Raw genomic sequence first — 25,305 nt, 5'->3', positions numbered from 1 at the left:
TTCGCTTGTTCGCGCTGGTCGCGGCCGTCACCATGCTCGTGTGGTCCGGCGCGGCCGCTTGGACATCATTTTCAACGCGAGCCGAAGTGGAAAAGGTGCTGGATAGCCGTCTGGTGGAAGCGGCCCGAATGGTCGCGGCGCTCAATGTTCCCGCCTCAGCTATAGCTCAGAGCGTGCCTCGCACGCCCTACGACCGGCAACTATCCTGCCAGATCTGGTCGCTGCGCGGTGAACTTCTCAGCCACTCAGGCGGCTCACCCGAAACACCGCTCGCCAGCGGTAAGCCCGGCTTTTCCGAACGCGCGATCGGGGACGCGCATTGGCGTGTCTATACCCATGTCGATCCCGAACGCGGCATCCGCGTCATGGTCGGCGACAATCTGATCGTTCGCGACAAGCTGATCTCCAGCATGATTATGGGATTGCTGTTGCCTGCGATCGTCGGGCTGATCGCCCTCGCCATTCTCTTCTGGCTCAGCATCTCGCGCGGCCTGCGTCCGCTGGACAAGCTGGCACAGACAATTGAGGTGCGCTCGCCGGACATGCTTTCCCCTCTCGGAATTACCAATGCGCCAAACGAGCTGGCTCCTGTCGTGAACGCGATGGATGGTCTCTTGTCTCGCCTCGATGCCGCTCGCCGCGCGGAACGGGATTTCGTAGCGAACGCGGCCCATGAACTTCTGACCCCGCTCGCGGGCCTCAAAACCCAGGCCGAAGTGGCACGCCGGGCAAGCGATGGCGCGATGCGCGATCATGCCCTCGAACGCATCACCTTTTCGGTGGATCGAACAAGCCGCCTCGTCCGCCAACTTCTCGACCTCGCGCGGGAGGAAGGGCGCGTGCGCAGCGATCCCCCTCCCCGCGCCAAACTTGGCATCGTGCTTGATGAAATTGCCCAAACCTATGAGCCGCTTGCACGCACGAACGGCGTAACGCTCCACATCGAGACGACTTGCCGCAATCTTCTGGTCGCGATCGAGCCGGAAGTGTTGGTGCTCGCTATCGGCAATCTGGTTGAGAATGCGATCCTTCATGGCGCATCCGGGGGAAGCGTGCGGATTTCATGCGCGAAGGATCGTGAACTGGAGTTGCGCGTCGCCGATGCTGGCCCCGGCATTGCGCCAAAAGACAGGGATCGGCTCCGGCGGCGTTTCGAGCGTGGTGACGGCACCGATGCTCCGGGCAGCGGGCTTGGGCTTTCGATAGTCGAAGCAGCAATCGCCTCGGTTGGCGGCCGTTTGGTCCTCCGTTGTGCGGAACCCTCTGGTCTTGTTGCCACAATTTGTATCGAGCCTGCACATATAACGCAAAGCGATTAGGTTAGTATCGCTGAGAGTTCTGACCATCAGCGCTTGCTCCGGATAGCAAGTAAGCTTCGCTTAAGGTTCGCGCGGAACTACAGCCGTCATGCAAATTCGCTTGTCTTCTCCGAACAGCCCGATCGGTCAGATGGCACGCTCCGATTTGCGTTGTGATTGAACTGCGCCAACTCCGCTATCTGATCGCGGCGGCCGAGGCTGGCAGCTTCAGCCGGGCAGCGCGCAATCTCAACATCAAGCAAGCGACGCTCAGCCGACATATCCTCAATGTCGAGAAACGGCTGGGCATGACGCTGTTCGACCGCAAGACGCGCGGCGCGACGCTTACCCGCGACGGAGAGACCTATCTGCGGACAGCCCAGCGGATCGTGACCGATTGGGAGGAGCTGAACGATTGGGTCCGCACGAGCCGCGAAGGGGGAGCCGGCAGGCTGGCCTTCGGCTTTTATACCTCATTCTCGGCCGGCAATTTGCGGGCAACCCTGAGCGAGTTTGGAGAGCGGTTTCCCGACGTGAAATTGCGGGGCTTCGAGCGTAACCGCAATGTGCTGCTCGCCGGACTGGAAAGCGGGCTGCTCGACATCGCGATCATGATTGGCGAAACCCAATATCCAGGGCTTGTAACCCGGCCCTTCTGGAGCGAGCGCATTCTGGTCGCGATGCCCGAAAGCCACCCGCTCGCAACCCGCGAACGCATTTACTGGCCCGATCTGACCGGGGAGCGGTTCCTGCTGACCGAGCGAGATCCCGGCCTCGAGACGCGCAACATGCTCCTGGGTAAGCTCGGGACGCCCGGTTACATGCCGGAGATCGACGTCGAGGATGTCAGACGCGACACAGTGTTGAGCGTCATCGCCCTTGGCAACCATATTTCCATCGTCGCTGAATCCGCGCTCGGCATTCAAGTCGAGGGAGTCATTTTCCGCGAAGTCCACGAAACCAACGGCCATGCCCGCATCGGCTTCTCGGGCTATTGGCGCGAGGATAATGAAAATCCGGTCCTGCGCCGATTTCTGGATTTCGTGGCGATCCGCTATTCTCAGCCAGCTATTTCGAGGCCGCCGTTATCATCGCCACAACCGGGAAAGGAGCCGTCATGATGCAAGGCAGGACAATCATCATCGTGCTGGTCGCGCTGGTCGTCGGGTTCGGGACGGGCTTTGTCGTGCGCCCGATCGTTGCGCCCGCCGAGCAAGCCGTCGTGGTCGCGAGCCCACCGCCAGCTATCGCCGCCCCGGCCGATCCGCGCGGCATACAGTATTTCGCGGCGCATCTCGATGAAGCGCGACAGGTCAGGGCGCAATGCGCGGAAGGCTCGGTGCGCGGGGATGAATGCGCCAATGCCGAACAGGCCGTGATCGAAGCGGAGGGCAAGGATCGGTTCCGCCGCTTCATGGGGAACTGAAACGCTCAATTCCCTTGCGCACGATGCCGGCGAAAGGCCCGGTCGGTTTCCATAAACCGGGCAAGCATCGGCGCGATCAGCTTTTCGGGCGGGACTGGCGCTCCTCCGGTTTCGGCCGCAAGCGCCGCGGCATAGGCTTGCAAGTCGCGATGGACGGGCGCGGACAGCTCTACGGACAGCTTGACGGGGCGATCGTCGGCCAGTGGTCCCAGCTTCAATTTCGTCATCGCCTACCTCCGATCGGTTCCAATACAAGGTCGCGCGTAATCACTACCCGCAGCGGATGGCCCGGCCGGATGGTGATCGTCGGCTGGACGTTCAATTGTCGTCGGACGATCTGCTGGCCGGTCTGGTTGATGGTGTCCTGCGAGCCTCGCCGCAACGCGCGGGTAAGATCGTCCTCGCTGTCCGCGCCCAGCTCGGCCCCGACGCCAAGCAAGGTCGAAATGGCGGCGGCGCGCAGCAGATTGCCCCAATGCTGGTTCACGCCGTCTTGCAGTCCCGCAAATCCGGCCGGATCAGTGCCGGGCTGGCGCTCAAGGACGATCGAGCGGCCGTCCGGCAATATCAGCCGATCCCATGCGAGCAGCACGCGATTCTGGCCTGCGGCGATTTCGCTGTCATATTCGCCGATCAGCCGCGCGCCCTGCGGGATGAGCAGGATTCGCCCGGTGGGGCTGTCATAGACATTGGCCGTCACCTGGGCGGTGATCTGGCCGGGAAGGTCAGAGCGGATGCCGGTAATGAGCGCGGCCGGGATGATGCTGCCGGCCTGCACGATATTGGGGGATGCCGGCGCGATAAGCCGCTCGGCGCTCACCGTGCGCAGGCTCGCGCCCTGCTCCATGAAGGCGCGCTTGGCGGCCTGATCGCTCTGCGGAGCCTGGTCCGGTTGCGGCGCAGCGGCATCGGCCGCGGCGATGCCCGGCAGCGCGGGAAGCGAAGGCATAGGCGCCGGCCTCCCGCCGCCTCCCCCGAGGAACACGCCGCTCATGCGCGCGGACTCGCGTTCCTGCTGCGCACGCTGCCGGGCGGCTTCCTCGGCCTGTGCGCGCGGGTCCGGCTGCGCGCCGATCGGCGGCACCGGCACATCCTCGCCGCGTTGCTGCGCCGAGACGATCGGGCCGCCGAGGTCGCCCGGAAGCGGCGGACCAAGGCGCGGCGCCTGGCTATAGTCGCTCGGTCCCGATGTGATGGTATCGGCGGTGGCGCGGCTCTCAGTGCTGTAAAGCTCCCTATCCTGCTTCTCGCCGGGCGGCTTCAACGCATAGATGAGCGAACCGCCAATGCCGAGCCCGGCGACGATGCCGAGAGCAGCCAGTGTTTTGCGCGAGAGACGCATGACGCGGGGGGGATCGCCCCGAAGCTGAAAGGCGCCCGGATCGGATCGCGCACGCTGCGGTGCTGCGGGTTCGGTTGCGGGTGTATCGACAGGATCGGTCACGGCCGGCGCTCCCGCCCATCATCGCGCACGATCCGCACGCGCTGCTCGCGGCGGTCTCCCAGACGCAGTTCGGCGGCGGCAAACAGACGGTCCACCACCATATAGCGGCCCTGCACCCTGTAGTTGACCAGCTCGGCATCGCCCGCCGCTCCCGTCACGAACAGGGGCGGCATCTCGCCCTGCGAGATCTGGTGAGGAAACTCGATGAAGACCTGCCTGCCATCGTCGAACGCGCGGGCCGGACGCCAGGGCGTGCGGTCGCCCTCGACCCGATAACGGAAGTTGAGCGCGGAGAGGTCGAGACCGGCAGCGACCGGCGCGGCGTTCGCGGCGGCGGCGTTGCGTCCCTGCAAGGCTATCAGGGCATCATGCGGGTAGGTCCACGATACCGACGCCATGTAGGTCGAGGGCGTCGCGCGCAATTCCAGATGATAGGTGCGCCGGTCGGTGTTGATGACAAGGTTGGTGGCGATGTCGGGCCGCGTCGGCTTCACGAGGATATGCACGCGCGCCGCGGGGCCGGCGCCGCTCACCGTATCGCCGATGATCCACCTGACCGTATCGCCGGCCGCGACCGGACCCGCGCCCACAAGCTGCTCGCCTTCCTGTAGCGCGATGTCCGTCACCTGGCCCGGCGCTGTATAGACCTGATAAAGCGCGCCTTCGGTCCACGGATATTGCTGGATGGCGTTCACATAGCCGTCGCGCGTCGGCTGGACACGGGCGGCGGCATTGGCGGCGCCTACACGGCGGCGCGGATCGGCGGGCTCTGGCGGTGAAGCGCTACCCCCGACCGGCTTCAATTGGCCGGGAAGCGGCAGCGGTTCGGGAATCGTCACCACCTCGACGGCGCGCGGCGGTTCGGGGGCGGGTGTCGCGGCGATCCCGGCGGGCGGATCGTCATAGGTGATAGCGGGCGGCTTTGCCGATGTGGTGGCGCATCCGGCGAGCGCGGTTGCGGAGACAAGCAGGACCGCCGAAGCGGAGCGACGGAAAGGCGTCATTGTGACAGCTCCTTTGACCAGTTGAGGGCGTTGACGAAGACGCCCAGCGGGTTCTTGCGCAGTGCGTCGGGGGTGCGCGGCGGCTGCACGACGATCGTGAGGATGGCGGACCAGCGTTCGGTGGCTGTCAGTTGCCCGTCCTGATAGCGCCGCTCGGTCCAGGCCACGCGGAAGGAGTCAGGTGAAGCGCGGATGACACTCGACACGTCCACCGCCACTTGCACCCGACCGACATTGGCGAACGGGTCGTTGGCGCGCGCATAGTCGTTAAGCGCCAGCGCGCCCTTGTCGGTCGTGAAGTCGTAGGCGCGAAGCCAGTTCTGGCGGATGATGACGGGATCGGCGGGAATGCTTCGGACCTGCTCGATGAAGCGAGCAAGGTGGAATGCAATCTGCGGATCGGTCGGCCGGTAGCCTGCCTCGGCCGGGGCGACCGCCTGCGCTTCGCCGAGCCGATCGACCTCAACCACCCACGGCACGATATGGCCGCGTGTCGACTGCCAGACCAGGCCGACAGCAAGCCCGCCCGAGAGCGCCAGCGCGCCGAAGAAGGCCATTCGCCAGGAACGCGCCTGCACGCGCGCAGAGCCGATGCGGTCGTCCCATGCCTGGGCCGCGCGCTGATAGGGCGTGACGGGTTCGGGCATCTGGCTGTAACGAATGGAGGGTCGTCGGAACATGGATTCAGTCCTTTTCCTTGATGTCGGGACCGCTTCCGCCGCCCTGGCTATCGCCAGTCTTCATGGTGTGGGCGAGGACGGTGGCGCCGTGGCTCACGGCCTGACGCTGCCTCATCCTCGCCGCCCATGCCGGGGGAGCGGACGCTGGGGCGGACGCGGCTCCAGCCGGTGCTGCGCTGCTTGCCTGCGGAGCGGCGCCGAGACCGGCGCGGGCGCCGGTGCGGAAATTGTCTTTCATGGATGCGCTGGCCTTTCCGGCCATCTTGCGCAGCGGCGACAGGGCCGCATTGGCCGCGCCGCTCGCGGCCATCCGTCCGGCCGTCGAAAGCCCGCCCGCAACCGCACTGCCACCCGTCTTGCCGAAAGAGCCGACGCTGTAGGCGCCCATCGCTGCGCCGCCCGCCCGAGCGCCGGCCTGCGCGGTCGCGGCCGTGGCCCGTCCGGCTGTGCCCATCGCTGCGCCGGCCGCGCCCAAACCGAGCTTGGCGGCCGCCGCGCCACCGATCAACGCACCGCCTGCGGCCAGCACGGTTCCGGCGGCCGCGCCCATGCCAAGCTGGGGGCCGCCTGAGACGATGCCATTGGCGATGCTGGGGCCAAAGAGCGACAGGCCGAGGAACGAGATAGAGGCCAGCACGATGGCCATGACCTGTTCGATGGTCGGCTCGCTGCCAAGGCCGGCATTGGTGAATTGGCTGAATAATGTGGTGCCGATGCCGGTAATGACGGCCAAGGTCAGCACTTTGATGCCGCTTGAAACGACATAGCCCAAGACCTTCTCGGCCATGAAGGCAGTCTTGTTGAAGAAGGCGAAAGGCAGCAGGACGAACCCGGCCAGCGTCACCAACTTGAACTCCAGCAACGTGACGAAGACTTGCCCGGCGATAAGGAGGAAAGCGAGCACGACGATAAACCACGCGAGGAGCAGCACGAAGATCAGCGCGGCGTTGGCGAAGAAGGCCCAGAGGCTGGAGAATTGGCCTGCGGCATCCATAAGCGGCTTTGCGGCCTGGAGCCCGGTGGACGCGATCGCGCTGGGCTTCATGAATTGTTCGATCGTCAGCGTGCTACCGCTTGCCTGGAGGCCCAGACCGGCGAAGCTCTCGAAAACGATGGTGGCAAGAAGCGAGAAATTGCCGATGATGAAGGCGAAGGTGCCGATGTAGAGCGTCTTCTTGATGAGGCGCTGAAGCACATCTTCATCGGCACCCCATGCCCAGAACAGGCCCGCGAGCGTCACGTCGATGGCAATGAGGGTGGTCGAAAGGAACGCGACCTCGCCGCCCAGGAGCCCGAACCCGCTGTCGATGTAGCTCTGGAAGACGTTGAAGAAGGTGTCGATGACGCCGGTATCGTTCATGGCGTCGTTTCCTTTTCTTCGTCTTGACCGAAGAAGCGACGGCGGTTTGCCGCCCATGCCGCTTCGCAACCGCTGTCGGGCATGGTGAGGGTTGCGCAGCGCTTCAGTTCGCTTGCCAGATGCTCGTCTTCCTCACCGCCAGCGATCGGGATGATCTCGCGCGGCGGGGCCGGCTGCTCTCGCAGGCTGACGATGCCGACGGTCAGCATCATGCCTGCAAGAGCGGCTATTCCTGCGATCTTGCCCGTCCGCGACATGAGCGATCAGTTGCCCATGAAGCGGCGGAACCGCTCGCGGCCTTCGGCTTCCTCAGCGGCCTGGCGAGTGGCTTGGAGCGACTGTGCCCGTCCCTGCGCGGCGACCGCGGCGGTCAGGTCAGCGAGTTGCTGCGATTGCAGGGCGAGAAGCTGATTGCCGGCCTGTGCCGCTTGTAGCGCGCCCGTCGCCGACTGGCTGGCCGTGACCAGGCTGTTCATGGTCGTGCGCGCGCCGTCGATATTGCCGACGACGCCGGCTTGCACCTGCAAGGCGTCCTGAAACGCGCCGACGCTATCTTCCCAGCGCGCATTGGCGTTGGCGACCATTTGGGCATGATCGCCGGTCAGCGCCGCACCCTTATAGCGACCGTCGAACGCCTGCTGGATGTCCTGCACATCATAGGCGATGCGCTGCGCCTGCCCGAGCAATTGCTGCGTCTGCTGAATCTGCTGCTGGAGGGTGTGAACCGTCGAAAGCGGCAGGCTGGCAAGATTGCGCGCCTCGTTGATAAGGCTCGTCGCCTGCTGCTGGATTTGCTGAATCTGGTTGTTGATCTGTTGCAGAGACCGGGCGGCGGTCAGCACGTTCTGCGCATAATTGGTGGGATCATAGACGATCCCGCCGAATTGCGCATAAGCGGGCGCTGGCGCGACGATCGGGGTGATGGCCGTTGCGGCGATGACGCTGGCCATAAGGGCGCGGCGGATGGGTGGCAGGTTCATAGGTCGATCTCCATGTTCGATGTGAAGGGAAGTTCGGGCTGGCGGTCGGATGCCGATTCCGGCAGCAGCTCGGCGGCCCAGGCGCAGCCGCGATGCCGCAGCCATTCGGCGGCAAAGGCGTCCGCGCCGTGGGTTTCGATGATCTCGGCGATGGCGAGTTGATCGGTCTTCGCCGAGGCGGCGGCGAACGCCAGGGCGACCTCGCCCAGCCCCAGCTCGAACAGGCGGTTCCCCCGCCGCGATTGACAGTAGTAATCCCGCTTCGGCGTCGCCCGGCTGAGGATTTCGATCTGCCGCGCGTTGAGCCCGAACCGCTCGTAAATGGCCGCGATCTGCGGTTCGGCGGCGCGCTCGTTGGGCAGGAAGATGCGCGTCGGGCAGGATTCGATGATGGCGGGCGCGATGGCCGAGGTTTCGATGTCGGCAAGGCTCTGCGTGGCGAAAATAACGGAAGCGTTCTTCTTCCTGAGCGTCTTCAGCCACTCGCGAAGCTGGGCGGCGAAGGCCGGGCTGTCGAGCACCAGCCAGCCCTCGTCGATGATGATGAGCGTCGGCGAGCCGTCCAGCCGCCCCTCGATCCGGTGGAACAGGTAGGAGAGCACGGCGGCCGCCGCTCCCGCGCCGACCAGCCCCTCGGTCTCGAATGCCTGAACCGATGCCTCGCCCAGCCGTTCGGACTCGGCATCGAGCAGCCGGCCCCACGGCCCGCCGATGCAATAGGGCGCCAGCGCCTGCTTGAGCGTCTGCGATTGCAGGAGGACCGCGAGCCCGGTCAGTGTGCGTTCGGATTGGGGGGCGGACGCGAGCGAGCCCAGCGCGGACCAGATATGCTCCTTGGCCTGGGGATCGACCGCGACGCCTTCGGACGCGAAAATCGCGGCCAGCCATTCGGCCGCCCAAGCCCGTTCGGCCGGATCGTCGACATGGGCGAGCGGCTGCAACTGCACCCCGCCGTCATTGTCATCGGATAGACCGCCGCCGAGATCCTGCCAGTCGCCGCTCATGCCGAGCGCGGCGGCGCGAATGCTGCCGCCGAAGTCGAATGCGAAGACCTGGCCGTTCTCGTAGCGGCGGAACTGCATCGCCATGAGCGCGAGCAGCACGGACTTGCCCGAGCCGGTCGGCCCGACGATCAGCGTGTGACCGACATCGCCGACATGGAGGGAAAACCGGAACGGGGTCGAGCCTTCCGTCTTGCCGTAGAGCAAGGGGGGAGCGTCGAAATGCTCGTCCCGTTCCGGCCCCGCCCATACCGCTGACAGGGGGATCAGGTGGGCGAGATTGAGGGTGGAGATCGGCGGTTGCCGGACATTGGCGTAAGTGTGGCCGGGGATTGAGCCGAGCCACGCTTCAATGGCGTTCATGCCTTCGGGGATGACGGTGAAGTCGCGGCCCTGGATGATCTTCTCGGCCAGCCGCAGCTTCTCGGTAGCAATAGCCGGATCGCGATCCCACACGGTCACCGTCGCCGTCACATAGGCCATGCCGGCATAGTCGGCGCCCAGCTCCTGCAAGGCGGTGTCGGCATCGGCGGCCTTGTTCGAGGCGTCGCTGTCGAGCAGCGTGGACGCCTCGTTGGTCATCACCTCCTTCAAGATGGCGGCGACCGACTTGCGCTTGGCGAACCATTGCCGTCTGATCCTGGTGAGCAGCTTCGTCGCGTCGGTCTTGTCCAGCATGATCGCGCGGGTTGACCAGCGATAGGAGAAGGCGAGCCGGTTCAACTCGTCGAGCAGGCCGGGAAAGGTGACGCTCGGGAATCCGACAATGGAGAGCGTGCGCAGATGATGCTCGCCCAGCTTCGGTTCGAGCCCGCCGGTCAGCGGCTCGTCGGCGAGCAGCGCGTCGAGGTGCATCGGGGTTTCCGGCACGCGCACGCGCTGGCGCCGGGTCGAGATTGTCGAGTGAAGGTAGGTCAGCGTCTCGCCGTCATCGAGCCAGCGGACCTCGGGCACGAAGCCATCGACCAGATTGAGCAGACGGTCGCTGCGATCGCAAAAGCCTCTGAGCAATTCCCACGGATCGACGCCCGCGCCGGAACGGCCCTCATACAGCCAGGTTTCGGCGCGGGCGGCGTCCTCGGCCGGCGGCATCCACAGCAGCGTCAGATAATAGGCACTCTCGAAATGGGCGCCTTCCTCGCGAAACTGTTCCCGCCGCTCCATATCGACCAGCGCCGAGACCGGATCGGGAAACTCCGATTCCGGGTAGTCGAGCGCGGGCGCGCGCCGCGCCTCCACGAAGATCGCCCAGCCGGAACCCAGGCGGCGGAGCGCGTTATTCAGCCGCGCCGTGGTGGCGACCAGTTCGGCGGGCGTGGCGCTGTCGAGATCGGGGCCGCGAAAGCGCGCCGTCCTCTGAAAGCTGCCGTCCTTGTTGAGCACGACGCCTTCGCCGACCAGTGCGGCCCAAGGGAGGAAGTCGGCCAGATGGGCGGCGCGGTTCCTGTATTCGCGCAGGCTCATCATGGCCGCATCCACGCCGGATAACGCAGATGCCGACGCGCCACATCCACGAATTGCGGATCGCGGCGCGCGGCCCAGACGGACAGCGCATGGCCAATGGCCCAGAGAACCAGCCCGGCGATCCAGAGCCGCAGCCCCAGCCCGATCGCGCCGGCCAGGGTGCCATTGACGATAGCGAGCGAGCGCGGGGCGCCGCCGAGCAATATCTGCTCGGTCAGTGCCCGGTGGACCGGTGCGAAATAGCCGGGGATGGGTTCGCCGGCTTCCATCAGACCAGCGCCCCGCCGCCGAATGAAAAAAAGCTCAAAAAGAAGGAGCTGGCCGCAAACGCGATGCTGAGCCCGAAGACGATTTGAATGAGGCGCCGGAAGCCGCCGCTGGTGTCGCCGAACGCCAGGGTGAGGCCGGTGACGATGATGATGATCACCGCGATGATCTTGGCGACCGGCCCCTCGATGCTTTCGAGGATCGACTGGAGCGGTGCTTCCCACGGCATCGACGATCCGCCCGCATGGGCGGGAACGGCGAAAGTCAGGGCAATGACGCTGGCGGTGGCGGCGAGCATGGCGCGGCGTGCGCCATGCCGAACGGCATGGATCATGATGCGTCTCCAGATTGGGGGGTGAAGGGACTGAGGCGGTAGTCGCCGGTCGCGGCGTCGAGCCCTTCGACGCGGGCCAGTTCGGCGAGGCGCCGGCCGTGTCCGTCGCGGACCAGCACGGCGATCAGGTCGATGGTCTCGGCCAGCAGCGCGCGCGGGACCGTGACGACGGCCTGCTGAATAAGCTGCTCCATGCGGCGCAGCGCCCCGAGGGCGGTTCCGGCGTGGATCGTGCCGATGCCGCCGGGGTGTCCCGTCCCCCAGGCTTTGAGGAGATCCAGCGCCTCGGCCCCGCGCACCTCACCGATGGGAATGCGATCGGGGCGCAGGCGCAGCGAGGAACGGACAAGATCGGATAGCGAGACGACGCCATCCTTGGTCCGCATGGCGACAAGGTTGGGCGCGGCGCATTGCAGCTCGCGCGTGTCCTCGATCAGGACGATGCGGTCGGCGGTCTTCGCCACCTCGGCCAGCAGCGCATTGACCAGCGTGGTCTTCCCGCTGCCGGTGCCGCCCGCCACGAGGATATTGGCGCGGGATGCGACACCTTCGCGCAGCGCCTCGGCCTCGCGCGCCGCCATAATCCCGGCGCGGACATAATCGTCCAGTGTGAACACCGCGACGGCGGGCTTGCGGATGGCGAAAGCCGGGGCCGCGACGATCGGGGGCAGCAACCCCTCGAACCGCTCGCCGCCTTCGGGCAGTTCGGCCGAGACGCGCGGGGACCGGGCGTGGACCTCGACCCCGACATGATGCGCGACCAGGCGAACGATGCGTTCGCCGTCCGCGGCGGTCAGCGTCATGCCGGTGTCGGAAACCCCTTCGCCGAGCCGATCGACCCACAACCGGCCATCCGGGTTCAGCATCACCTCGATCACGGCGGCATCGTCGAGCCAGGCCGCGATCGATGGCCCCAACGCCGTGCGCAGCATTCGCGCGCCGCGTGTTTTTGCCTCGGAACGGATGGGGTGAACGGTCACGAAAAGGCCCCTGCATTGGGCCGGGCGAACCGCTGCCCGGCGTCAGGGGCACATCAAAAGAGACAGGAAAGGCCGCGATTCAACAAGGAAATCGGGGCGTCGCAGGCTAGCGAAGAAAGACAAGCAGCAGCGTAGGCGCTCAATCGTCCTGAGCAGGAAAATCCTCATTGATCTCCTGGCCAACCTTCGGACCCTTCGCGAGTCGGCGGCCAAGCGCATCCATGAAAGCATCGTAGCGATCCCCGCCCTGGCGACGCATCGCCGCCCGTTCCGCTTCGGGCGGTGGCGGGGTGTTCGACAGCCAGAAGCGAACGAACAGCGCGATCATCTCGACACCGATTCCGACATCGCGTTCCAGCCGCGTCGTGCGCCGGTCGAGTCGGTCAAGCCGCTTGGCGATAGCCGCCTCGCGTTGCTCGTCGGCGTCCGGGGACAGGAAGGATGCGATGGCGGCCTCGGCGATGAGCGAACGGGATTGCCCGCGCCGATCGGCATAGGCGGCAAGCGCCTGCATGATGTCGTGATCGAGATAGACTGACAGACGGCTTTTGGTGGTCATAGCTCGATGCCGTCATCTGGATCGAGCGACGCCTGCCGTGCGATACGCTGCATCTGGCGGCGCGTCGCTGCTTGCCTCGCCGCGTCGGTATCCTGTTCCGGTTCGTCCAGCTCGAACTCATTGGTCGGCGCCGGCATGGGCGGCGGCGCGATGTCGATATGGCGCTCCAACTGCGGATCGCGGCGCAGGTCCGCATTCGCGGCGTCGTCATCCGTCTCGGTTTTCTTGCGGGCCTTTTTCTTCTTCGGCTTTTTCGGGGCGTCCTGCCCGATAGGTTCGGGCATGGGCGGGGCTTCGATCGGAGACAGGCCGCTCCAGTCGTCCGGGCGCGGCGGGCCGCCGCCGACATTCATGTCCGGCGGCGGCATCACGCGCTCCGTGAACCGGCGATCCTTGTAGTAGCGAACCTTCTTCGCGCGGATCGGCGGGATTCCCGCGACCATGACAATTTCGTCGTCAGGCGGAAGCTGCATGATCTCGCCGGGGGTAAGAAGCTGGCGGGCCGTTTCCTGTCGGGACACCATCAAATGGCCGAGCCAGGGGGACAATCTGTGTCCGGCATAATTCTTCATCGCCCGCATCTCGGTCGCCGTGCCGAGCGCGTCCGATATGCGCTTGGCGGTGCGTTCGTCATTGGTCGCGAACGCCACGCGCACATGGCAATTGTCGAGGATCGCGTTGTTCGGCCCGTAAGCCTTTTCAATCTGATTGAGGCTCTGGGCGATGAGGAAGCTCTGGATGCCGTAGCCCGCCATGAACGCCAGCGCGGACTCGAAGAAATCCAGTCTCCCGAGCGCGGGAAATTCGTCGAGCATCAACAGCAGGCGGTGACGCGCTTGCCGGGCATTCAAGTCCTCGGTCAGCCGACGCCCGATCTGGTTGAGGATCAGCCGAATGAGCGGCTTGGTGCGGGAGATGTCGCTGGGGGGAACGACCAGATAGAGCGTTACCGGCTCGTCGCCCTCGACCAGATCCTTGATGCGCCATTCGCAAGTGCGCGTAACCTGCGCGACGACGGGATCGCGATACAGGCCCAGGAACGACATGGCGGTGGAAAGCACGCCCGATCGCTCGTTCGCCGACTTGTTCAACAACTCGCGCGCGGCGCTGGCGACAACGGGATGGACCCCGGCCTCGCCCAAATGCCGCGTGGTCATCATCGCCCATAACGTGCTTTCGATCGGGCGGCGCGGATCGGACAGGAAGGCGGCGACGCCCGCAAGCGTCTTGTCGGCCTCGGCATAGAGCACATGGAGGATCGCGCCGACCAGCAGTGCATGGGATGTCTTTTCCCAATGGTTGCGCTTTTCGAGACTGCCTTCCGGGTCCACCAGCACGTCCGCGACGTTCTGCACGTCGCGCACCTCCCAGGCGCCCTTGCGGATTTCGAGAAGGGGATTGTAGGCGGCCGAGGCGCCGTTGGTCGGATCGAACAGCAACACCCGCGCGTGCCGGGCACGAAAACCGGCGGTGAGCTGCCAGTTCTCACCCTTGATGTCATGCACGATGGCGGAGCCGGGCCAGGTCAGGAGCGTCGGCACCACAAGACCCACACCCTTGCCGCTCCGTGTGGGCGCGAAACACAGCACATGCTCAGGCCCGTCGTGGCGCAGATAGTCGCGGCCGAGCCGCCCGAGCACCACGCCATTGTCGCCGAGCAGACCGGCGGAGCGCACTTCCCCGCGTTCCGACCAGCGCGCCGAGCCATAGGTCTCGGCATTCGTCAGTTCACGCGCGCGCCATACCGACATGGCGATGGCGACGATGATGGCGGCGAACCCGCCCGACACGGCGATGAACGCGCCGGTCTGGAATATCTCAGGCGCATAGGCGTCGTAGCTGAACCACCACCAGAAGAAGGCCGGCGGCGGATAGATCGGCCAATCCCCCAGCATGAACCAAGGTCGGCCAAGCTGAGGCTGGTGGGCGAGCGCCGCGGCGGTCCATTGTGTCGCCGCCCATATGGCTGCGAGCACGATCAGGAAGACCGCGAAGACCTGACCCCAGAGGATTTTGGTTGCCGACATGGCGTCGAAGTCGATACGTGCCGGACGGAAAATCAAGTCACTGTTATTATTGAGGAAAGTCTAGCGCAGAAAAACAGGGAATAGCGTATTTGCGCTGGCTCCAATCAAGAGGCTCGGCCCTGAAAACCTAGGTTGGCGTCGCTTCAATCGGTCCGTTTGGATGAGCTATGGCGGCCGCGTCGCCAGCCACGTCGATACAGAGAGATCATGACTCTATATAGTCAATTCTATGCTAGGGAGCGGACGGATGAAGTGAATGTCGGCGTGATGCGGGGGCATAAAACCACGGCGGGGGGACGATGGCTAGGCTTGTTCTGTCAGATAAAGAGATCAGTTTGATAAAGGGGCTAGCTGCTCATAAAGGTTATAATGACCAGCAGATTCTCTCAGTCTTTAGCTACCTCGATCGCAACTTTAACCATCGCGAAGTTGGTGCAATAAGGCGAGGTGATAAGCCTCGCTACGCTGCAATTCCTGCAGCTTCTGCTGAAGACATTGAGGGCCTTCTATATCATTATTCGAAGATAGCTTCGCTAGCTGATCGGCTTGGATTTTGCGACATGGACCCGATTTCGGCGCAAGTCCACAAAGCGGTCGAAATAATGAAAACAGCCATACTTATATATAACAATAACATGATCGTCACCCGATCTGAGACATTTATCGTCCTATCTGTGATTGCTTGGACATACCTGCTGCACGCTCATTTCGTTCAACAGTCGATTGTGCCCATATATCGCAATGCTGATGGCACTGAGGTTATGATAGACGGGAAGCCCAAATTTTGGGAGTTAGGATACTGTATAAACCAACCACAATCGTCATTAACGAATGGAGAAAAGAATAATCTCAGGTATATCATAGCCATTCGGAATGAAGTTGAGCATAGAACATATGAAGATATAAACGCAGATGTTCAATCAAAGCTTCAAGCTAATGCTCTTAATTTTTTGAGATTCGCAAAAGATAAGTTCGGAAATAAGTTTGACTTTTCGCACGATCTTTCATTCACTATTCAGCTACAAGCTCTAACTCTCAGTGCGCCCAACATGATCAAGGGCAGTGGTGTTGTCGCGAAATCGGTTGCCGCTGTAAATGCGCTTCTCGAAAATCCGATGTCATCCGCAGATTACAACGATCCAGACTATGCCTTTCGAGTGTATGTCGTTCCAAAAGTTACCAATAATTCGAAAAAAGCAGACCAAGCTGTTTCTTACAGTCCTGTCGGCTCTAATGTCGAAGTCGCTATCAAACAGGTCGAGCGGCCCAAATTTCGGATGACTGAAGCGATCCAAATGCTCACTGATGAGGGGGTTCCCAATGTCACCTCGCATACATTCACGCGAGCATGGAAAGCGAATGACCTAAAAGCCCCAGGTAAAGGTCTGGCCATACAGCTCGGAGGGCAATGGTTTTGGTATCAGGAAGGCATCGATCAAATCAAAGCTATCCTGACGGCTGAGTGATTGCGGTGCGTCCGGTTATCAGCACGCTACAATCCCAGCCCCCGGCCTCGCCCGAACGACCAATCGACCCCGCCGTTGCTTCGCATGACGCCCGAAATGTGCTTGCCCATCTGACGGTCGAGCGACGGAGACCAGGGCACAAGCTGGAAACCAAGGCCATCGTCGATCATGGCGAAGCGGCCCGAGGCGAGTGTGATGCGCTGGCGCACCGTGCCCGCGACATACTCGCCGGCCTTGGACGGCGTATGCGGCAGACCGATCTCGACCGACAATTCCTTGGCGGCGGCGTCCAGTTCCCGGCGCTTGAGCGTATCGAGTAGATTGCGCGCGAATATGATCCGCTGGCCTTGCCTCCGCGCCAGCCCTTCGTCGGCAAGGTGTTCGGCGCGGGCCTCCATCGCGGCGCGCACCTCGGACCCGAAGCCACCGCCCAGGTCGCGGCCATCGCTCGACAGATTGCGGCGATCGAGCCAGGTGGCGCCGGGCGCGTGGACCTGCGCGGACAAATCCATGTCCGAACGCACGGCAAGCGCCACCCGCTGCCGGCCCTTGCGATCCTCGAAATGGCGCAGTTCGACAATCGCGCCGGGCTTGCAATCGCCGGTCGCCTCGATGTCGGAGAAACGGATGTGATGGATGCGGCCGTCGATGCCGTCCACGATCGCATAGGCGCTGCCGCTCAATTCGTCATGCAGGCCGCGATCGACCAACCTGCCGATGACGGGTTGAGTGGGATCGGCGTCGAGCACATAGCTCGCGAAACCACGGTCGATGCCACGGCCGGTCATCGCCTTGTGCATCCGTTTGATGATGTCGTCGCGCTCGGCCATCTCGCGCAATGCGGCCTGTGCGTTCCCGGCGATCGTCCACTGAGCGGGCGCGATCTCGTTGGCGAGACCAAGATGCTCCAGCTTGCGCAGCCGCCCCATTCTCAACACATGGTCGCCGTCCGGCTGCACGCCTGGCTCCGGTGCCATGTCGATGAACCCGTTGTGCTGCATGGTGCGTGACAAGTCGCGGTCGATCTCGGTCCAGCGTTCGGCCTCGACCTGCCGTTCCAGCGATCGCCGAATCTCAAGGTCGGTGCGCGGCCCCAGCTCGCGGGTGACGATCTCCCGCGCCGTCGCCCGCATCCCCTCGCGGATATAGTCGCGGGAAATGACCAGATCCCGCCCGTCGTCGGCAACACCGCGCACGATGATGTGGATGTGGGGATTGTCGGTGTTCCAGTGCTCGACGGCCCGCCAGGCGAGCCGGGTGCCCAAGTCCTTTTCCATCTGTGTCATCAAGTCGCGGGTGAAGCTCTTGAGGTCGCGCATCTGGTCCGCGTCCTCGGGCGACACGATGAAACGAAAATGATGCCGGTCGTCTTCGCACCGCGCCGCAAACTCGTTGCGGTCGAGGCCGTCCGCTTCGGCCCCGAACAGCACGCCCCGCTCGCCATCGCGGGTGACGCCATCGCGTTGCAGATATTTGAGATGGGCGGCAAGCGACGCACGGCCGAAGTGCCGAACGACACGCGCCTTGATGACCACCTGGCGCGATCGGTGGCCGAGCCGGTGGGTCGCGCGCACGCTCGCCACGCGGCCGCGCCCGAAGGTTGAGCGGCCCGGCGCAACGATCCTGCCCTGCCGCGAGATATGACCGCCTGCGCGCTGTGCGGCGGCGAGCGCCTGGGCGATGATCGGCCGTGCCCGTAGGCTGCCACGCGAACGGATGCGGCCAGGCCGGACACGAAAATCGTCGTCGCGGATCACGGCACAAAGCCGTGCGAGGTGCGCCAAACCCGGCGTTTCGCTGAATCTGTGCGCTTGCCGCACATCGCGCGATTTTCGCGCACATCGCGCAGCGATGTCCCAAAGCCTTGAAAATCAAGGCTACAACCGGGGCAAGAGGGCTTCGCACCTCGCCGCCTTTTATCTTGCCCTCGGCCTTCCCCCTTCAGAAAGACAGCCCTGCTCCCTTCCGGCGCTGCGAAAGCCTGCGCCGAAACCCGCCAGAGAGCGCGGGAGCCGCTCACGGCGGAGGCCGCCCGGAAAGACGGACGAACAGGCCGTTCGAGGTCGGCGGCGCGTCGGCCAAGACAAGCTCGGCGCGGTCGTCGGCCGGTCGTTCCGGCTGCACTTCGGATGCCGAGCGATCGGCCGATTGCGGCGCAGGCGACACCGCGCCCGGCCGCACCGCGAACAGCGCGGCGCGACGCCAGGCGAAGGGATCGGACGGCGGTGCGGCGGCAAGCCGAGTGTCGTCCGAACCGCCTGTGATCGACGCCAGCTTTGCGAGATAGGCGCGTGTCTCTGCGGGCAGCGGACGGCCGCGCGACAAATATTCGTCGTAGCGGCCCGGCCCCGCATTGTAGGCCGCCAGCATCGCCGTCGCGTTGCCGTAGCGGTCGTGCATCGCCCGCAGATAGGCCGCGCCCGCCATGATGTTGTCGCGCACGTCGAACGGGTCGGAACCGAGGCGATGGCGTGCGCGCAGGCCCGCCCAGGTGCCGGGCATGATCTGCATCAGGCCCATCGCTCCGGCCGTCGAGACCGCGCGAGCATCGCCGTTGCTCTCGACACGCATGACGGCCCATATCCAGCGCTCGGGGACGCCGAAGCGCCGGGCCGCGTCCGCGACGTGAACGGCATAGGGATGGCGCGCGGCCGAGCCCTCGGCCGCCGCGTCCTGCGCCAGCGCGGCGACGGGCGCAGCGCCCGGTGCGAGCAGCAGCAGGACCGCGAGCATGGCGGCCGGTCCACCCCCGCTCCGCCGCCAGCCTGCCAGCGTGCTCGCTCCGGTAAAGGGTGCGCGCGATGCGCCGGCCGGGGGCCGCCCTTGACCTTCGCTGCGCGCGCCGGCCGGCCTGCGACCGAGCGGGACGGAGGGATGAGACGGTCTTTCCGCGAACAGAGGGATGATCGGGGAAGGCACCGATCAGCTCCGATCGTCGCGGGGCCGGGGGCGTTTCCACGACAGCCTGAAGGTCCGCCCGTCGTCATCGGCGCGGAACAGCACCGGCCGGAACGGCGAGCTGAAAAGCGGGCTGTCGATCTCCAGCGCGATGTAGTTGCCGGCGCGTTCGCCGACCCGCTTCCACGCGCCGCCGACCTCGGGGCCGTCCTCGTCGTCGAGGTGGACGCGGTAGTCGGGCGCGTTTTCGGCGTCGCTCGGATCGAGCGCGACAAGCACGATCGCTTCGTTGATGCCGAACAGCCGGACGCGCCCGGCAAAGCCGTCGCTGATGGGTTCAAAGATATTCGTTTGCATGGCCGATCTCCTTGGCTTCGGGGGTGGAAGGCGTTGGGGACGGCGCGCGCAGATAGAGCGGCGTCGCGCGTCCGATGACGGACGAGGCCGGCAGCGGGCCGAAATAGCGGCCGTCCAGACTGTCGGGATGGGCGGGATTGAGCAGCAGCAGCTCACCCGATCGCAGCGTGCGGCACCCCTGCCAGACCGGCAGCGGACGGCCCCGGCCATCACGCGCGCGGGCGATGGCGACGCGCTGGGCATCGACGCTCACCACGGCGCCGACACGGCACACGCGCTGTCCGGCCCTCGCCGCGACATGCTTCAGGAGCGGCACGCCCTCGGGCAGATAGCCGCGCGCCGAAAGCCAGCGGGAAAGCTGTTCCGGCGGCGCGATGGCGACCAGCGCGCCGGTGGGCGGATCGCTCTCGGGATGGATGCGGTAGAGGCCGATGGGTGCGCTGGCGCTGGCGTTCCAGATGACGCGCGGGAGCGGATCGGCGACGGCGATGGCGACGAAGGCCGCGGCGAAGGTGGATGCGGCGATGGCCGTCGCCATGACGTAGCGGCGGCGCGTCATCCCTCGATCTCCCAGCGCTTGAGCCAGGCGTGATGGCGCTCGATCGTGTAGAGGCGCGGCTGATGGCCGGCGGCGATGCGGTTGTGGACGTGCCGCCAATGGTCGGCCGCCGCGTCGCAGGGATCGACGCCGGCCGCCTCCACCGCGTCGATTGCGGCGAGCACCTGCTGGACCTTGGGCCAGCCCTCGATCTTGAGCAGGATGTCGCCGCCCGGCCGCACGAACGGCAATGTCGTATAGGCTTCGTTCGCCGCGACCGCGCGCACCACGTCGATGCGCGAGACGATCGTGCCGAAGTCGTTCGACGCCCAGCGCACGAACGCGAAGACGGCGCCCGGTCGGAAGCCGACGACGCGGGTGCGGCGGGTCAGGATGCGGTCCTGGGCGATCCGGCCGAAGCGTATCCAGTGCTCGAGCTTCTTCTCGATCCAGGTCAGCTCGACATGGGTGAGGTCGTCGCGGGCCAGCGCGCTGAACGCGCCGCCGCCGCGCACGGCGGGAGGCCGGTCGTCGATCATGGGAGGTCTCCGGGGATGGGGCGCGCGACAGGAGCGGTGCGAGGGCGGCGACCTGGCCGCCGAGCGAGCGCCGAGCCCGCGAGCAAGGCCGCGCTGTCCACAGCCGCGCGCGCCGTTAGCAAGAATCCGAAGGATTCTTTTCTATTAGCACCGTTAGTAGGGGTGCGATTCCGCGAGGATTTCTGCGGCTTTGCGAAGCCCGCGCGTTCCCGATAGTCCGTGCCCGGCGTTCCCGATCGTCCGAATCGCGCCGTTCCCGATAGTCCGAACCTCATGGCCAGTTCTCCACAGGCTTGAGGCCGACGCGGCGCATGGCGGCGTCGAACGGATCGACGGGGACGGGAACGAAATTCAGCCGGTCGCGGCCAAGCGCATGTTCGAGCGTGAGGACGTAGCCGGGGAGCGGTTGGCGCGCGACGATGGCGCGCAGCTCGAACGCGAACCGGCGCAGCGGCGAGAGCACGCCGGATTTCAGGTAGAGGTGCGGAACGTCGAAGCTCCAGCCGCCGCTCTGCCGTCCGCCATGCTTGCGCACGATGCGGTAGAGCCAGCGTTCGAGCCCGCCGGTCAGGTCGAAATAGGCGCGGTCGATAGTCAGCACGAGCGCGCGGTCGAGCACGCCGGCATAAAACCAATCGGGCAGGATCAGCTCGATGCCGAGCGCACGGCCGTTGCCGTCCGCCAGCTCGCGCCATTCGTTGATCCACGAGAAGCGATGGCGGCGGCGCTGGTGCTGCTGCCGGATCGAGGTGGCGACGGTGGTGGATTGCAGGCGGTCGAGCGCGGCCTTCAGCCGCTCGTAGCTCGCCTTGCCGGTGCCCCGCCGCGTGAACGCCAGTATCTCGTGCGGCGTCGTCACCATCAGGCGCGAGGTCGGCCGTCCGGCATCGCGCGCGTCGATGAGCTGGCTCGCCGCCCAGATCAGCACGTCGGCGTCCCAAATAGTCGCCATGCCATGCTCGGGCACGGCCTCGACCGAGATCCATGTTGCGCCCAGGCGGAAGTCGATGGGCGCGGTGCGACGGGCCTTGGCGAGTGAGAAGAACGGCCAGGCCATCAAGTCCTGCGCATCGCGGGCCGCCAGGTCGCCGGGGACCGAGCGGAACAGCTCAAGCTGCGTGCGCTCGGCGCTCGATCGGCCGGAAAGGGAGCGTGCAGAGGGCATCGGCGCTCAGCGACGCACGCAATCGGTGGGCAGGCGCTTGGCGGGATGGACGACGCCGGTGCCGGGATCGGATGTCGAGCGGCGGGTGCCGAGCGCCGCCCAGGAGTCGAGATCGTCGATCGCATAGACAATCCGGCCGCCGAGCCTGCGGAACACCGGGCCGGTGCCGTAGCAGCGGTGCTTTTCCAGCGTGCGAGCCGAGAGACCGAGGTGGATCGCCGCGTCGGGCGTCTTGAGATAGCGTGGCGTTGTGGCGGCGACAGGCTCGGCCATGATGATCCTCCTGATGATGGCCGGCCCCGGAAAGCGGGGACCGGCGGACAGGAGGCGATCGTGGCGAAACGACCCCGGCGCGGAGAAGGGACAGCGCCGAGGGGGACGGCGATGTCCCCCGTCAGCCGCCGCGTAGCAGGCGGAGATAGCCGCCGTCGCGCAGCTCGACGGCTTCCTTGAGCCAACGCCTGATGCGTTTGCGCTCCTTGCTCTCGATCCATTCGGCGTTGGTGTAGCGGCGGACCTTGGGGTGGATCAGCGAGGCGGCAAGCTCGCGCTGGCTCGCGCCCGCCTGGTTGCCGTCGAGCACTTGCAGCAGGGTCAGGAGATGCTCGCGCCGGAACGGCGGCGGGCGCAGCGCCGGCGGGCCAGCCGCCATGCCGCTGAGGCGGCGGCACAGGCGCTCGGCGGACGCGAGGCGCGCGAGGGGATCGGGTTCGATCGGCAGCATCACGGCCATCGGGCGCTGGCACGAACCGCAGACGCACAGATGCTCGTCGCCATCGGGATCGGCGAGGATGACATGCAGGAAGTCGCCCATCCTGATCCGTGCGCGAATATCGCCCAGCGCCTCCATGTCGAAGGGACCGGCGCCGATGCCGACGACCGCGGGTGCGAGGACGATGCTGGCCGGCGAGAGGTCGGGGCGCGCGACCGCCAGTTTGCGGTCGAACGCCGAGCCAGGCGCGGCGTGGTAGCTGATGCCCCAGCGCCGCACGAGGCTGGCGGTCGCCTCGTCGGCGGAGATCGCGCCGCGCTTCACGCGGCCGAGCGCGCGGCGGTAGTCGGCGCGATAACGAGCGTTGCGGCCGAGATAGCCGATGGCGATGTCCGAATATTGCAGCGCGTCGTCCCCGGCCTCGTCCGGGGGCGCGCGCCAGTCCTTCTCAGGCGGCATCGAAACCCTCCCAAGCATGGCCCTCTGCGGAGCGCGTTGGAAGATGTTCGCCAGCCCGCCGCCCCGGAGAAGACCTGCCGAGAGGGCGGCCGCATAGCGGATTCAAGTCAGCGTTTTGAAGGGATTATCGGCGCCGCCGCGCGTGTTCCGGGGCCGCTCTCAGTTTGGCGGCGGGCGCAGATAGTGCCGATAGCCGGTCTCGGTCATCCAGCGCGCGCGGGCGAGATGCGAGTCATATATGCAGCGGGCGCGTTCCGGTTCGGCGGCGGGGTCGATGCCGAAGATGATGCGGACGGCTTCGCGCCAATCGGCATTTTCGTCGGCCGCGTCGAGCAGCCGCCAATAGGTCCGATGATGGCGCTCATCATAGTCGGTGACATGGGGCGCGTCCGGGGCGCGATCCTCGAAAGCGGCTATCGCCATCGCCTCGTTCCGCTTTCAGCCATAGCCCCCTGCGCCTGCTGATTCACCGAATATACACCATAATGGAGCGAAGTAATCGCACCGTCTTTGCTATGGCCGTCTGACGACGCGCGGACAGTCGGCCGCACGCCGCCGCTGGTTACTTGCGCTGTTCGGGACTTGAATTGGTCACGAGCAGCACGCCTCGACCTCGATCCGAATCGAGGAAGACGATCCCTGCTCCCTCAAGCGCCTTCATCACCTGATGCCGAGTATTGTCGTTCACGGCCTTATAACTCTCCGATTCCAGCCGCTTGAGCGCGGTCAGAGCAATAAGGGCTTCGTCGGCAAGCATCTCCTGTGTCCAGCCGAGAAGTGCGCGAGCGGCCCGCACCTGGCGGGAAGTGATCATGCAAGATCACCTCCACAACCTTCGGGTCATTCGCTACGAAAACGACTATTATAGTCGTCTTGCGAGAATGGGAATAGGCTAACGGCGAGCCGGGCGAATGCCCGGCGAGCCCGCCCTGCGGCCGCGCGGACCATCGGGACGCGCGGCCGCCGCCGATCCGGGGGGACGGATCGGCGGCGTCATACGAGCGATGGGAAGGGAAACCGAAGGGCCGGACGGTCCGGCCCTGCGGCAATGGGGTTCAACCCGTCTTGAGGCGCTGCATCCCTTCGGCCAGCGTCCAGAGCGCGCGATTGAGCGTCACGTTCTGGTCGATGCCGTTGATCGGACGCGAACGGCTGCGGCGGATACGGCCCTCGGCGTTGTGCTTGCGGCCATGCAATCCGCCCCGAATGACGTTCTCCTGTATCACGTTGAACGTGGTCCACAGGCTATCGCCCCGATCCTCGTAGCGGCGCGGCTCGATGATCTGCTCGGGGGTGAGCGGGCTTTCGTCGTCGCCGTAGCGGGCGACAAGGCTGACCTCGCCTAGCAACCGCTGCTCATCCTCGGAAAGCCGAACCTCCTTCATCGTCTCGCTGGCGTCGATCAGCCGGGGGAAGTCCTCGGCCACGGTGTAAACGCCCTCGATGATGTCATGCTGGATATTGCCCTTGTGCGGCACGCGGACCTCCTCGAACCGCTCGCCCGCAATCATGCTGTTGGTGCAGACGAAACGCAGCATCCCGGCGAACATCTGATAGGCGCTGGTCCCGTCATGGCTGTTGACGATGATGACCTCGGCGGCCTCCGGCTTGCCGATACCGTCATCCCGGCGCAGGCGCAGCATGTGCTTGGCGTGGCCGTGGCGGCTGCCGTCGCGGGGGACGGACTGCACCGCGAAGAACGGGAACCATCCTTCCCGGCGCAGCCCCTCCACGATGTCGATGGTGGGGACATAGACATAGCGCTCGGAACGGCTGTCGTGCGCCTCGCGGGCGAAAATGGACGGGACGTTGCGATACAGCGCCTCGTTGTCGAGCGCCTCATAGCCGCCGATCTGATGGCTGTTGCGGCCGAACCGGGTGGCAAGGTGATGGATGCTCATAGGTCTTTCCTTCCTTGGGCTTGGGTTTCCGCGCAGCGGGAAGCGCCGCGCTGAAACCCTGCCCGTCGGCGAGACCGGGGGTGCAACCGGAGCGGGCGGCTTCGCGGGGAACCGGCTGCACGGAACGCGCTCGCGCGTGGAGGAAGCTGGGCGGAAGCCGCTCCGAAGGGCGCCGGGGGCGGAGCCCCAAGCTTCCCGCCGCGCCCGCGCGGTGGATTGCCGATCAACGCGCCATCCTTCCCGAAGGGAGGGGGGATAGGGGTTTGGGGAAAGGGGTGGAGGGAACCGTCCCCCTTTCCTCATGGGTGGGGGAGTTTGAGGGGGCGGGGCCTGGCCCTGCCCCCTCATGGGGAGAGCGGCGAGAGGGGGCGCCCCAGCCCCCTTTCGTCAGCGCGGCGGGCGGGTCGATCCCGCCCGCCGCGCGACACGGACGCGGGCGGTGGTGG

Annotated in this window: 28 protein-coding genes; 4 read left to right on the top strand and 24 right to left on the bottom strand. The window is 65.5% G+C overall.

The genetic code is table 11. The annotated features are described in order from the left end of the window. Positions 1-5 precede the first annotated feature (5 nt). From AC58EF_RS14055 to AC58EF_RS14045, 3 genes are all read left to right on the top strand, one after another. Positions 6-1,319, top strand: a complete 1,314-nt coding sequence (locus tag AC58EF_RS14055; protein ID WP_497276974.1) for an ATP-binding protein — start codon at positions 6-8, stop codon at positions 1,317-1,319. Positions 1,320-1,471: 152 nt separating this feature from the next. Next, complete coding sequence (locus tag AC58EF_RS14050; protein WP_066767330.1) at positions 1,472-2,419, top strand: LysR family transcriptional regulator; 948 nt, start codon at positions 1,472-1,474, stop codon at positions 2,417-2,419. Next, positions 2,419-2,724 (top strand): hypothetical protein, encoded by a 306-nt coding sequence (locus AC58EF_RS14045; RefSeq protein ID WP_497276972.1) that lies wholly within the window; start codon positions 2,419-2,421, stop codon positions 2,722-2,724. Before AC58EF_RS14050 ends, AC58EF_RS14045 begins: the two co-directional genes overlap by 1 nt. A 5-nt stretch (positions 2,725-2,729) precedes the next feature. Here AC58EF_RS14045 and AC58EF_RS14040 read toward each other — a convergent pair whose 3' ends face one another. From AC58EF_RS14040 to AC58EF_RS13980, 13 genes are all read right to left on the bottom strand, one after another. Then, positions 2,730-2,951, bottom strand: a complete 222-nt coding sequence (locus AC58EF_RS14040) for a DUF2274 domain-containing protein (protein ID WP_066767326.1) — start codon at positions 2,949-2,951, stop codon at positions 2,730-2,732. After that, positions 2,948-4,168: a TraB/TrbI/VirB10 family type IV secretion system protein gene (locus AC58EF_RS14035; protein WP_066767323.1), complete on the bottom strand. Its 1,221-nt coding sequence runs from the start codon at positions 4,166-4,168 to the stop codon at positions 2,948-2,950. Before AC58EF_RS14035 ends, AC58EF_RS14040 begins: the two co-directional genes overlap by 4 nt. Then, positions 4,165-5,172, bottom strand: a complete 1,008-nt coding sequence (gene trbG / locus AC58EF_RS14030) for a P-type conjugative transfer protein TrbG (protein WP_066767320.1) — start codon at positions 5,170-5,172, stop codon at positions 4,165-4,167. The genes AC58EF_RS14035 and trbG overlap by 4 nt, the downstream gene beginning before the upstream one ends. Beyond that, positions 5,169-5,852, bottom strand: a complete 684-nt coding sequence (trbF, locus tag AC58EF_RS14025; RefSeq protein WP_497276970.1) for a conjugal transfer protein TrbF — start codon at positions 5,850-5,852, stop codon at positions 5,169-5,171. The genes trbG and trbF overlap by 4 nt, the downstream gene beginning before the upstream one ends. Positions 5,853-5,856: 4 nt before the next feature. Further along, the gene (gene trbL / locus AC58EF_RS14020; RefSeq protein WP_066769892.1) at positions 5,857-7,212 is read right to left on the bottom strand and encodes a P-type conjugative transfer protein TrbL; all 1,356 of its coding nucleotides are present in this window, start codon (positions 7,210-7,212) and stop codon (positions 5,857-5,859) included. After that, positions 7,209-7,424 carry a putative entry exclusion protein TrbK-alt gene (trbK-alt, locus tag AC58EF_RS14015; protein ID WP_231736765.1) on the bottom strand — a complete coding sequence of 72 codons (216 nt, stop codon included), beginning with the start codon at positions 7,422-7,424 and terminating at the stop codon, positions 7,209-7,211. Before trbK-alt ends, trbL begins: the two co-directional genes overlap by 4 nt. A 51-nt stretch (positions 7,425-7,475) precedes the next feature. Next, positions 7,476-8,192, bottom strand: a complete 717-nt coding sequence (gene trbJ, locus AC58EF_RS14010; RefSeq protein WP_066769897.1) for a P-type conjugative transfer protein TrbJ — start codon at positions 8,190-8,192, stop codon at positions 7,476-7,478. Beyond that, entirely contained in the window at positions 8,189-10,660 is a 2,472-nt protein-coding gene (trbE, locus tag AC58EF_RS14005; RefSeq protein WP_066769899.1) for a conjugal transfer protein TrbE, read from the bottom strand. Before trbE ends, trbJ begins: the two co-directional genes overlap by 4 nt. Continuing rightward, entirely contained in the window at positions 10,657-10,926 is a 270-nt protein-coding gene (locus tag AC58EF_RS14000) for a VirB3 family type IV secretion system protein (protein ID WP_066769901.1), read from the bottom strand. Before AC58EF_RS14000 ends, trbE begins: the two co-directional genes overlap by 4 nt. Then, the gene (locus tag AC58EF_RS13995; RefSeq protein WP_066769907.1) at positions 10,926-11,258 is read right to left on the bottom strand and encodes a TrbC/VirB2 family type IV secretion system protein; all 333 of its coding nucleotides are present in this window, start codon (positions 11,256-11,258) and stop codon (positions 10,926-10,928) included. The genes AC58EF_RS14000 and AC58EF_RS13995 overlap by 1 nt, the downstream gene beginning before the upstream one ends. Then, positions 11,255-12,238 carry a P-type conjugative transfer ATPase TrbB gene (gene trbB / locus AC58EF_RS13990; protein ID WP_497276968.1) on the bottom strand — a complete coding sequence of 328 codons (984 nt, stop codon included), beginning with the start codon at positions 12,236-12,238 and terminating at the stop codon, positions 11,255-11,257. The genes AC58EF_RS13995 and trbB overlap by 4 nt, the downstream gene beginning before the upstream one ends. 139 nt (positions 12,239-12,377) lie before the next feature. Beyond that, a complete protein-coding gene (locus AC58EF_RS13985) occupies positions 12,378-12,797 on the bottom strand; it encodes a ribbon-helix-helix protein, CopG family (protein ID WP_066765839.1) in 420 nt (139 codons plus the stop codon). Continuing rightward, positions 12,794-14,824 carry a conjugal transfer protein TraG gene (locus AC58EF_RS13980; RefSeq protein WP_066765841.1) on the bottom strand — a complete coding sequence of 677 codons (2,031 nt, stop codon included), beginning with the start codon at positions 14,822-14,824 and terminating at the stop codon, positions 12,794-12,796. The genes AC58EF_RS13985 and AC58EF_RS13980 overlap by 4 nt, the downstream gene beginning before the upstream one ends. 299 nt (positions 14,825-15,123) lie before the next feature. Here AC58EF_RS13980 and AC58EF_RS13975 point away from each other — a divergent pair, with 299 nt between their 5' ends. Beyond that, positions 15,124-16,290 carry a DUF3644 domain-containing protein gene (locus AC58EF_RS13975; protein ID WP_082733478.1) on the top strand — a complete coding sequence of 389 codons (1,167 nt, stop codon included), beginning with the start codon at positions 15,124-15,126 and terminating at the stop codon, positions 16,288-16,290. A gap of 26 nt (positions 16,291-16,316) precedes the next feature. On the opposite strand, the gene AC58EF_RS13970 is transcribed toward AC58EF_RS13975, so the two are convergent. The 11 genes from AC58EF_RS13970 to AC58EF_RS13920 all read right to left on the bottom strand — a co-directional run bounded on the left by AC58EF_RS13970 (position 16,317) and on the right by AC58EF_RS13920 (position 24,859). Further along, positions 16,317-18,047 carry a relaxase/mobilization nuclease domain-containing protein gene (locus AC58EF_RS13970; protein WP_156448044.1) on the bottom strand — a complete coding sequence of 577 codons (1,731 nt, stop codon included), beginning with the start codon at positions 18,045-18,047 and terminating at the stop codon, positions 16,317-16,319. Between the two features lie 259 nt (positions 18,048-18,306). Then, the gene (locus tag AC58EF_RS13965) at positions 18,307-19,023 is read right to left on the bottom strand and encodes a lytic transglycosylase domain-containing protein (RefSeq protein WP_231736619.1); all 717 of its coding nucleotides are present in this window, start codon (positions 19,021-19,023) and stop codon (positions 18,307-18,309) included. Positions 19,024-19,212: 189 nt separating this feature from the next. Beyond that, positions 19,213-19,545, bottom strand: coding sequence for a DUF736 domain-containing protein (locus AC58EF_RS13960; RefSeq protein WP_066765833.1), 333 nt, complete (start codon positions 19,543-19,545; stop codon positions 19,213-19,215). Beyond that, the gene (locus AC58EF_RS13955) at positions 19,526-20,104 is read right to left on the bottom strand and encodes a S26 family signal peptidase (RefSeq protein WP_066765831.1); all 579 of its coding nucleotides are present in this window, start codon (positions 20,102-20,104) and stop codon (positions 19,526-19,528) included. The genes AC58EF_RS13960 and AC58EF_RS13955 overlap by 20 nt, the downstream gene beginning before the upstream one ends. Further along, a complete protein-coding gene (locus AC58EF_RS13950) occupies positions 20,101-20,622 on the bottom strand; it encodes a DUF2840 domain-containing protein (protein ID WP_497276966.1) in 522 nt (173 codons plus the stop codon). The genes AC58EF_RS13955 and AC58EF_RS13950 overlap by 4 nt, the downstream gene beginning before the upstream one ends. A 271-nt stretch (positions 20,623-20,893) precedes the next feature. Further along, on the bottom strand, positions 20,894-21,787 hold the full coding sequence (locus AC58EF_RS13945; protein WP_066768000.1) for a replication initiator protein A: 894 nt from the start codon (positions 21,785-21,787) through the stop codon (positions 20,894-20,896). A 6-nt stretch (positions 21,788-21,793) separates the two neighbouring features. Further along, a complete protein-coding gene (locus AC58EF_RS13940) occupies positions 21,794-22,060 on the bottom strand; it encodes a helix-turn-helix transcriptional regulator (RefSeq protein WP_066767999.1) in 267 nt (88 codons plus the stop codon). 121 nt (positions 22,061-22,181) lie between these two features. Then, positions 22,182-22,958 (bottom strand): DUF2285 domain-containing protein, encoded by a 777-nt coding sequence (locus AC58EF_RS13935; RefSeq protein ID WP_066767996.1) that lies wholly within the window; start codon positions 22,956-22,958, stop codon positions 22,182-22,184. Between the two features lie 159 nt (positions 22,959-23,117). Then, positions 23,118-23,381 (bottom strand): DNA -binding domain-containing protein, encoded by a 264-nt coding sequence (locus tag AC58EF_RS13930; protein ID WP_066767994.1) that lies wholly within the window; start codon positions 23,379-23,381, stop codon positions 23,118-23,120. A 139-nt stretch (positions 23,382-23,520) separates the two neighbouring features. Then, positions 23,521-23,772, bottom strand: a complete 252-nt coding sequence (locus AC58EF_RS13925) for a helix-turn-helix domain-containing protein (protein ID WP_066767991.1) — start codon at positions 23,770-23,772, stop codon at positions 23,521-23,523. Between the two features lie 241 nt (positions 23,773-24,013). Continuing rightward, positions 24,014-24,859, bottom strand: coding sequence for a DUF932 domain-containing protein (locus AC58EF_RS13920; protein ID WP_066767989.1), 846 nt, complete (start codon positions 24,857-24,859; stop codon positions 24,014-24,016). Positions 24,860-25,305 lie beyond the last annotated feature (446 nt).

The organism is Sphingobium sp. WR1 (assembly GCF_059693745.1).
This window is presented reverse-complemented; position numbering and strand designations above follow the sequence as displayed.

Bases quoted from the DNA above. Each gene is read 5' to 3' on its own strand.
- AC58EF_RS14045 (WP_497276972.1), top strand. From the start codon at position 2,419: ATGCAAGGCAGGACAATCATCATCGTGCTGGTCGCGCTGGTCGTCGGG.
- AC58EF_RS14040 (WP_066767326.1), bottom strand. From the start codon at position 2,951: ATGACGAAATTGAAGCTGGGACCACTGGCCGACGATCGCCCCGTCAAG.
- trbG (WP_066767320.1), bottom strand. From the start codon at position 5,172: ATGACGCCTTTCCGTCGCTCCGCTTCGGCGGTCCTGCTTGTCTCCGCA.
- trbF (WP_497276970.1), bottom strand. From the start codon at position 5,852: ATGTTCCGACGACCCTCCATTCGTTACAGCCAGATGCCCGAACCCGTC.
- trbL (WP_066769892.1), bottom strand. From the start codon at position 7,212: ATGAACGATACCGGCGTCATCGACACCTTCTTCAACGTCTTCCAGAGC.
- trbK-alt (WP_231736765.1), bottom strand. From the start codon at position 7,424: ATGATGCTGACCGTCGGCATCGTCAGCCTGCGAGAGCAGCCGGCCCCG.
- trbJ (WP_066769897.1), bottom strand. From the start codon at position 8,192: ATGAACCTGCCACCCATCCGCCGCGCCCTTATGGCCAGCGTCATCGCC.
- trbE (WP_066769899.1), bottom strand. From the start codon at position 10,660: ATGATGAGCCTGCGCGAATACAGGAACCGCGCCGCCCATCTGGCCGAC.
- AC58EF_RS14000 (WP_066769901.1), bottom strand. From the start codon at position 10,926: ATGGAAGCCGGCGAACCCATCCCCGGCTATTTCGCACCGGTCCACCGG.
- AC58EF_RS13995 (WP_066769907.1), bottom strand. From the start codon at position 11,258: ATGATCCATGCCGTTCGGCATGGCGCACGCCGCGCCATGCTCGCCGCC.
- AC58EF_RS13985 (WP_066765839.1), bottom strand. From the start codon at position 12,797: ATGACCACCAAAAGCCGTCTGTCAGTCTATCTCGATCACGACATCATG.
- AC58EF_RS13980 (WP_066765841.1), bottom strand. From the start codon at position 14,824: ATGTCGGCAACCAAAATCCTCTGGGGTCAGGTCTTCGCGGTCTTCCTG.
- AC58EF_RS13975 (WP_082733478.1), top strand. From the start codon at position 15,124: ATGGCTAGGCTTGTTCTGTCAGATAAAGAGATCAGTTTGATAAAGGGG.
- AC58EF_RS13965 (WP_231736619.1), bottom strand. From the start codon at position 19,023: ATGCTCGCGGTCCTGCTGCTGCTCGCACCGGGCGCTGCGCCCGTCGCC.
- AC58EF_RS13960 (WP_066765833.1), bottom strand. From the start codon at position 19,545: ATGCAAACGAATATCTTTGAACCCATCAGCGACGGCTTTGCCGGGCGC.
- AC58EF_RS13955 (WP_066765831.1), bottom strand. From the start codon at position 20,104: ATGACGCGCCGCCGCTACGTCATGGCGACGGCCATCGCCGCATCCACC.
- AC58EF_RS13950 (WP_497276966.1), bottom strand. From the start codon at position 20,622: ATGATCGACGACCGGCCTCCCGCCGTGCGCGGCGGCGGCGCGTTCAGC.
- AC58EF_RS13945 (WP_066768000.1), bottom strand. From the start codon at position 21,787: ATGCCCTCTGCACGCTCCCTTTCCGGCCGATCGAGCGCCGAGCGCACG.
- AC58EF_RS13940 (WP_066767999.1), bottom strand. From the start codon at position 22,060: ATGGCCGAGCCTGTCGCCGCCACAACGCCACGCTATCTCAAGACGCCC.
- AC58EF_RS13935 (WP_066767996.1), bottom strand. From the start codon at position 22,958: ATGCCGCCTGAGAAGGACTGGCGCGCGCCCCCGGACGAGGCCGGGGAC.
- AC58EF_RS13930 (WP_066767994.1), bottom strand. From the start codon at position 23,381: ATGGCGATAGCCGCTTTCGAGGATCGCGCCCCGGACGCGCCCCATGTC.
- AC58EF_RS13925 (WP_066767991.1), bottom strand. From the start codon at position 23,772: ATGATCACTTCCCGCCAGGTGCGGGCCGCTCGCGCACTTCTCGGCTGG.
- AC58EF_RS13920 (WP_066767989.1), bottom strand. From the start codon at position 24,859: ATGAGCATCCATCACCTTGCCACCCGGTTCGGCCGCAACAGCCATCAG.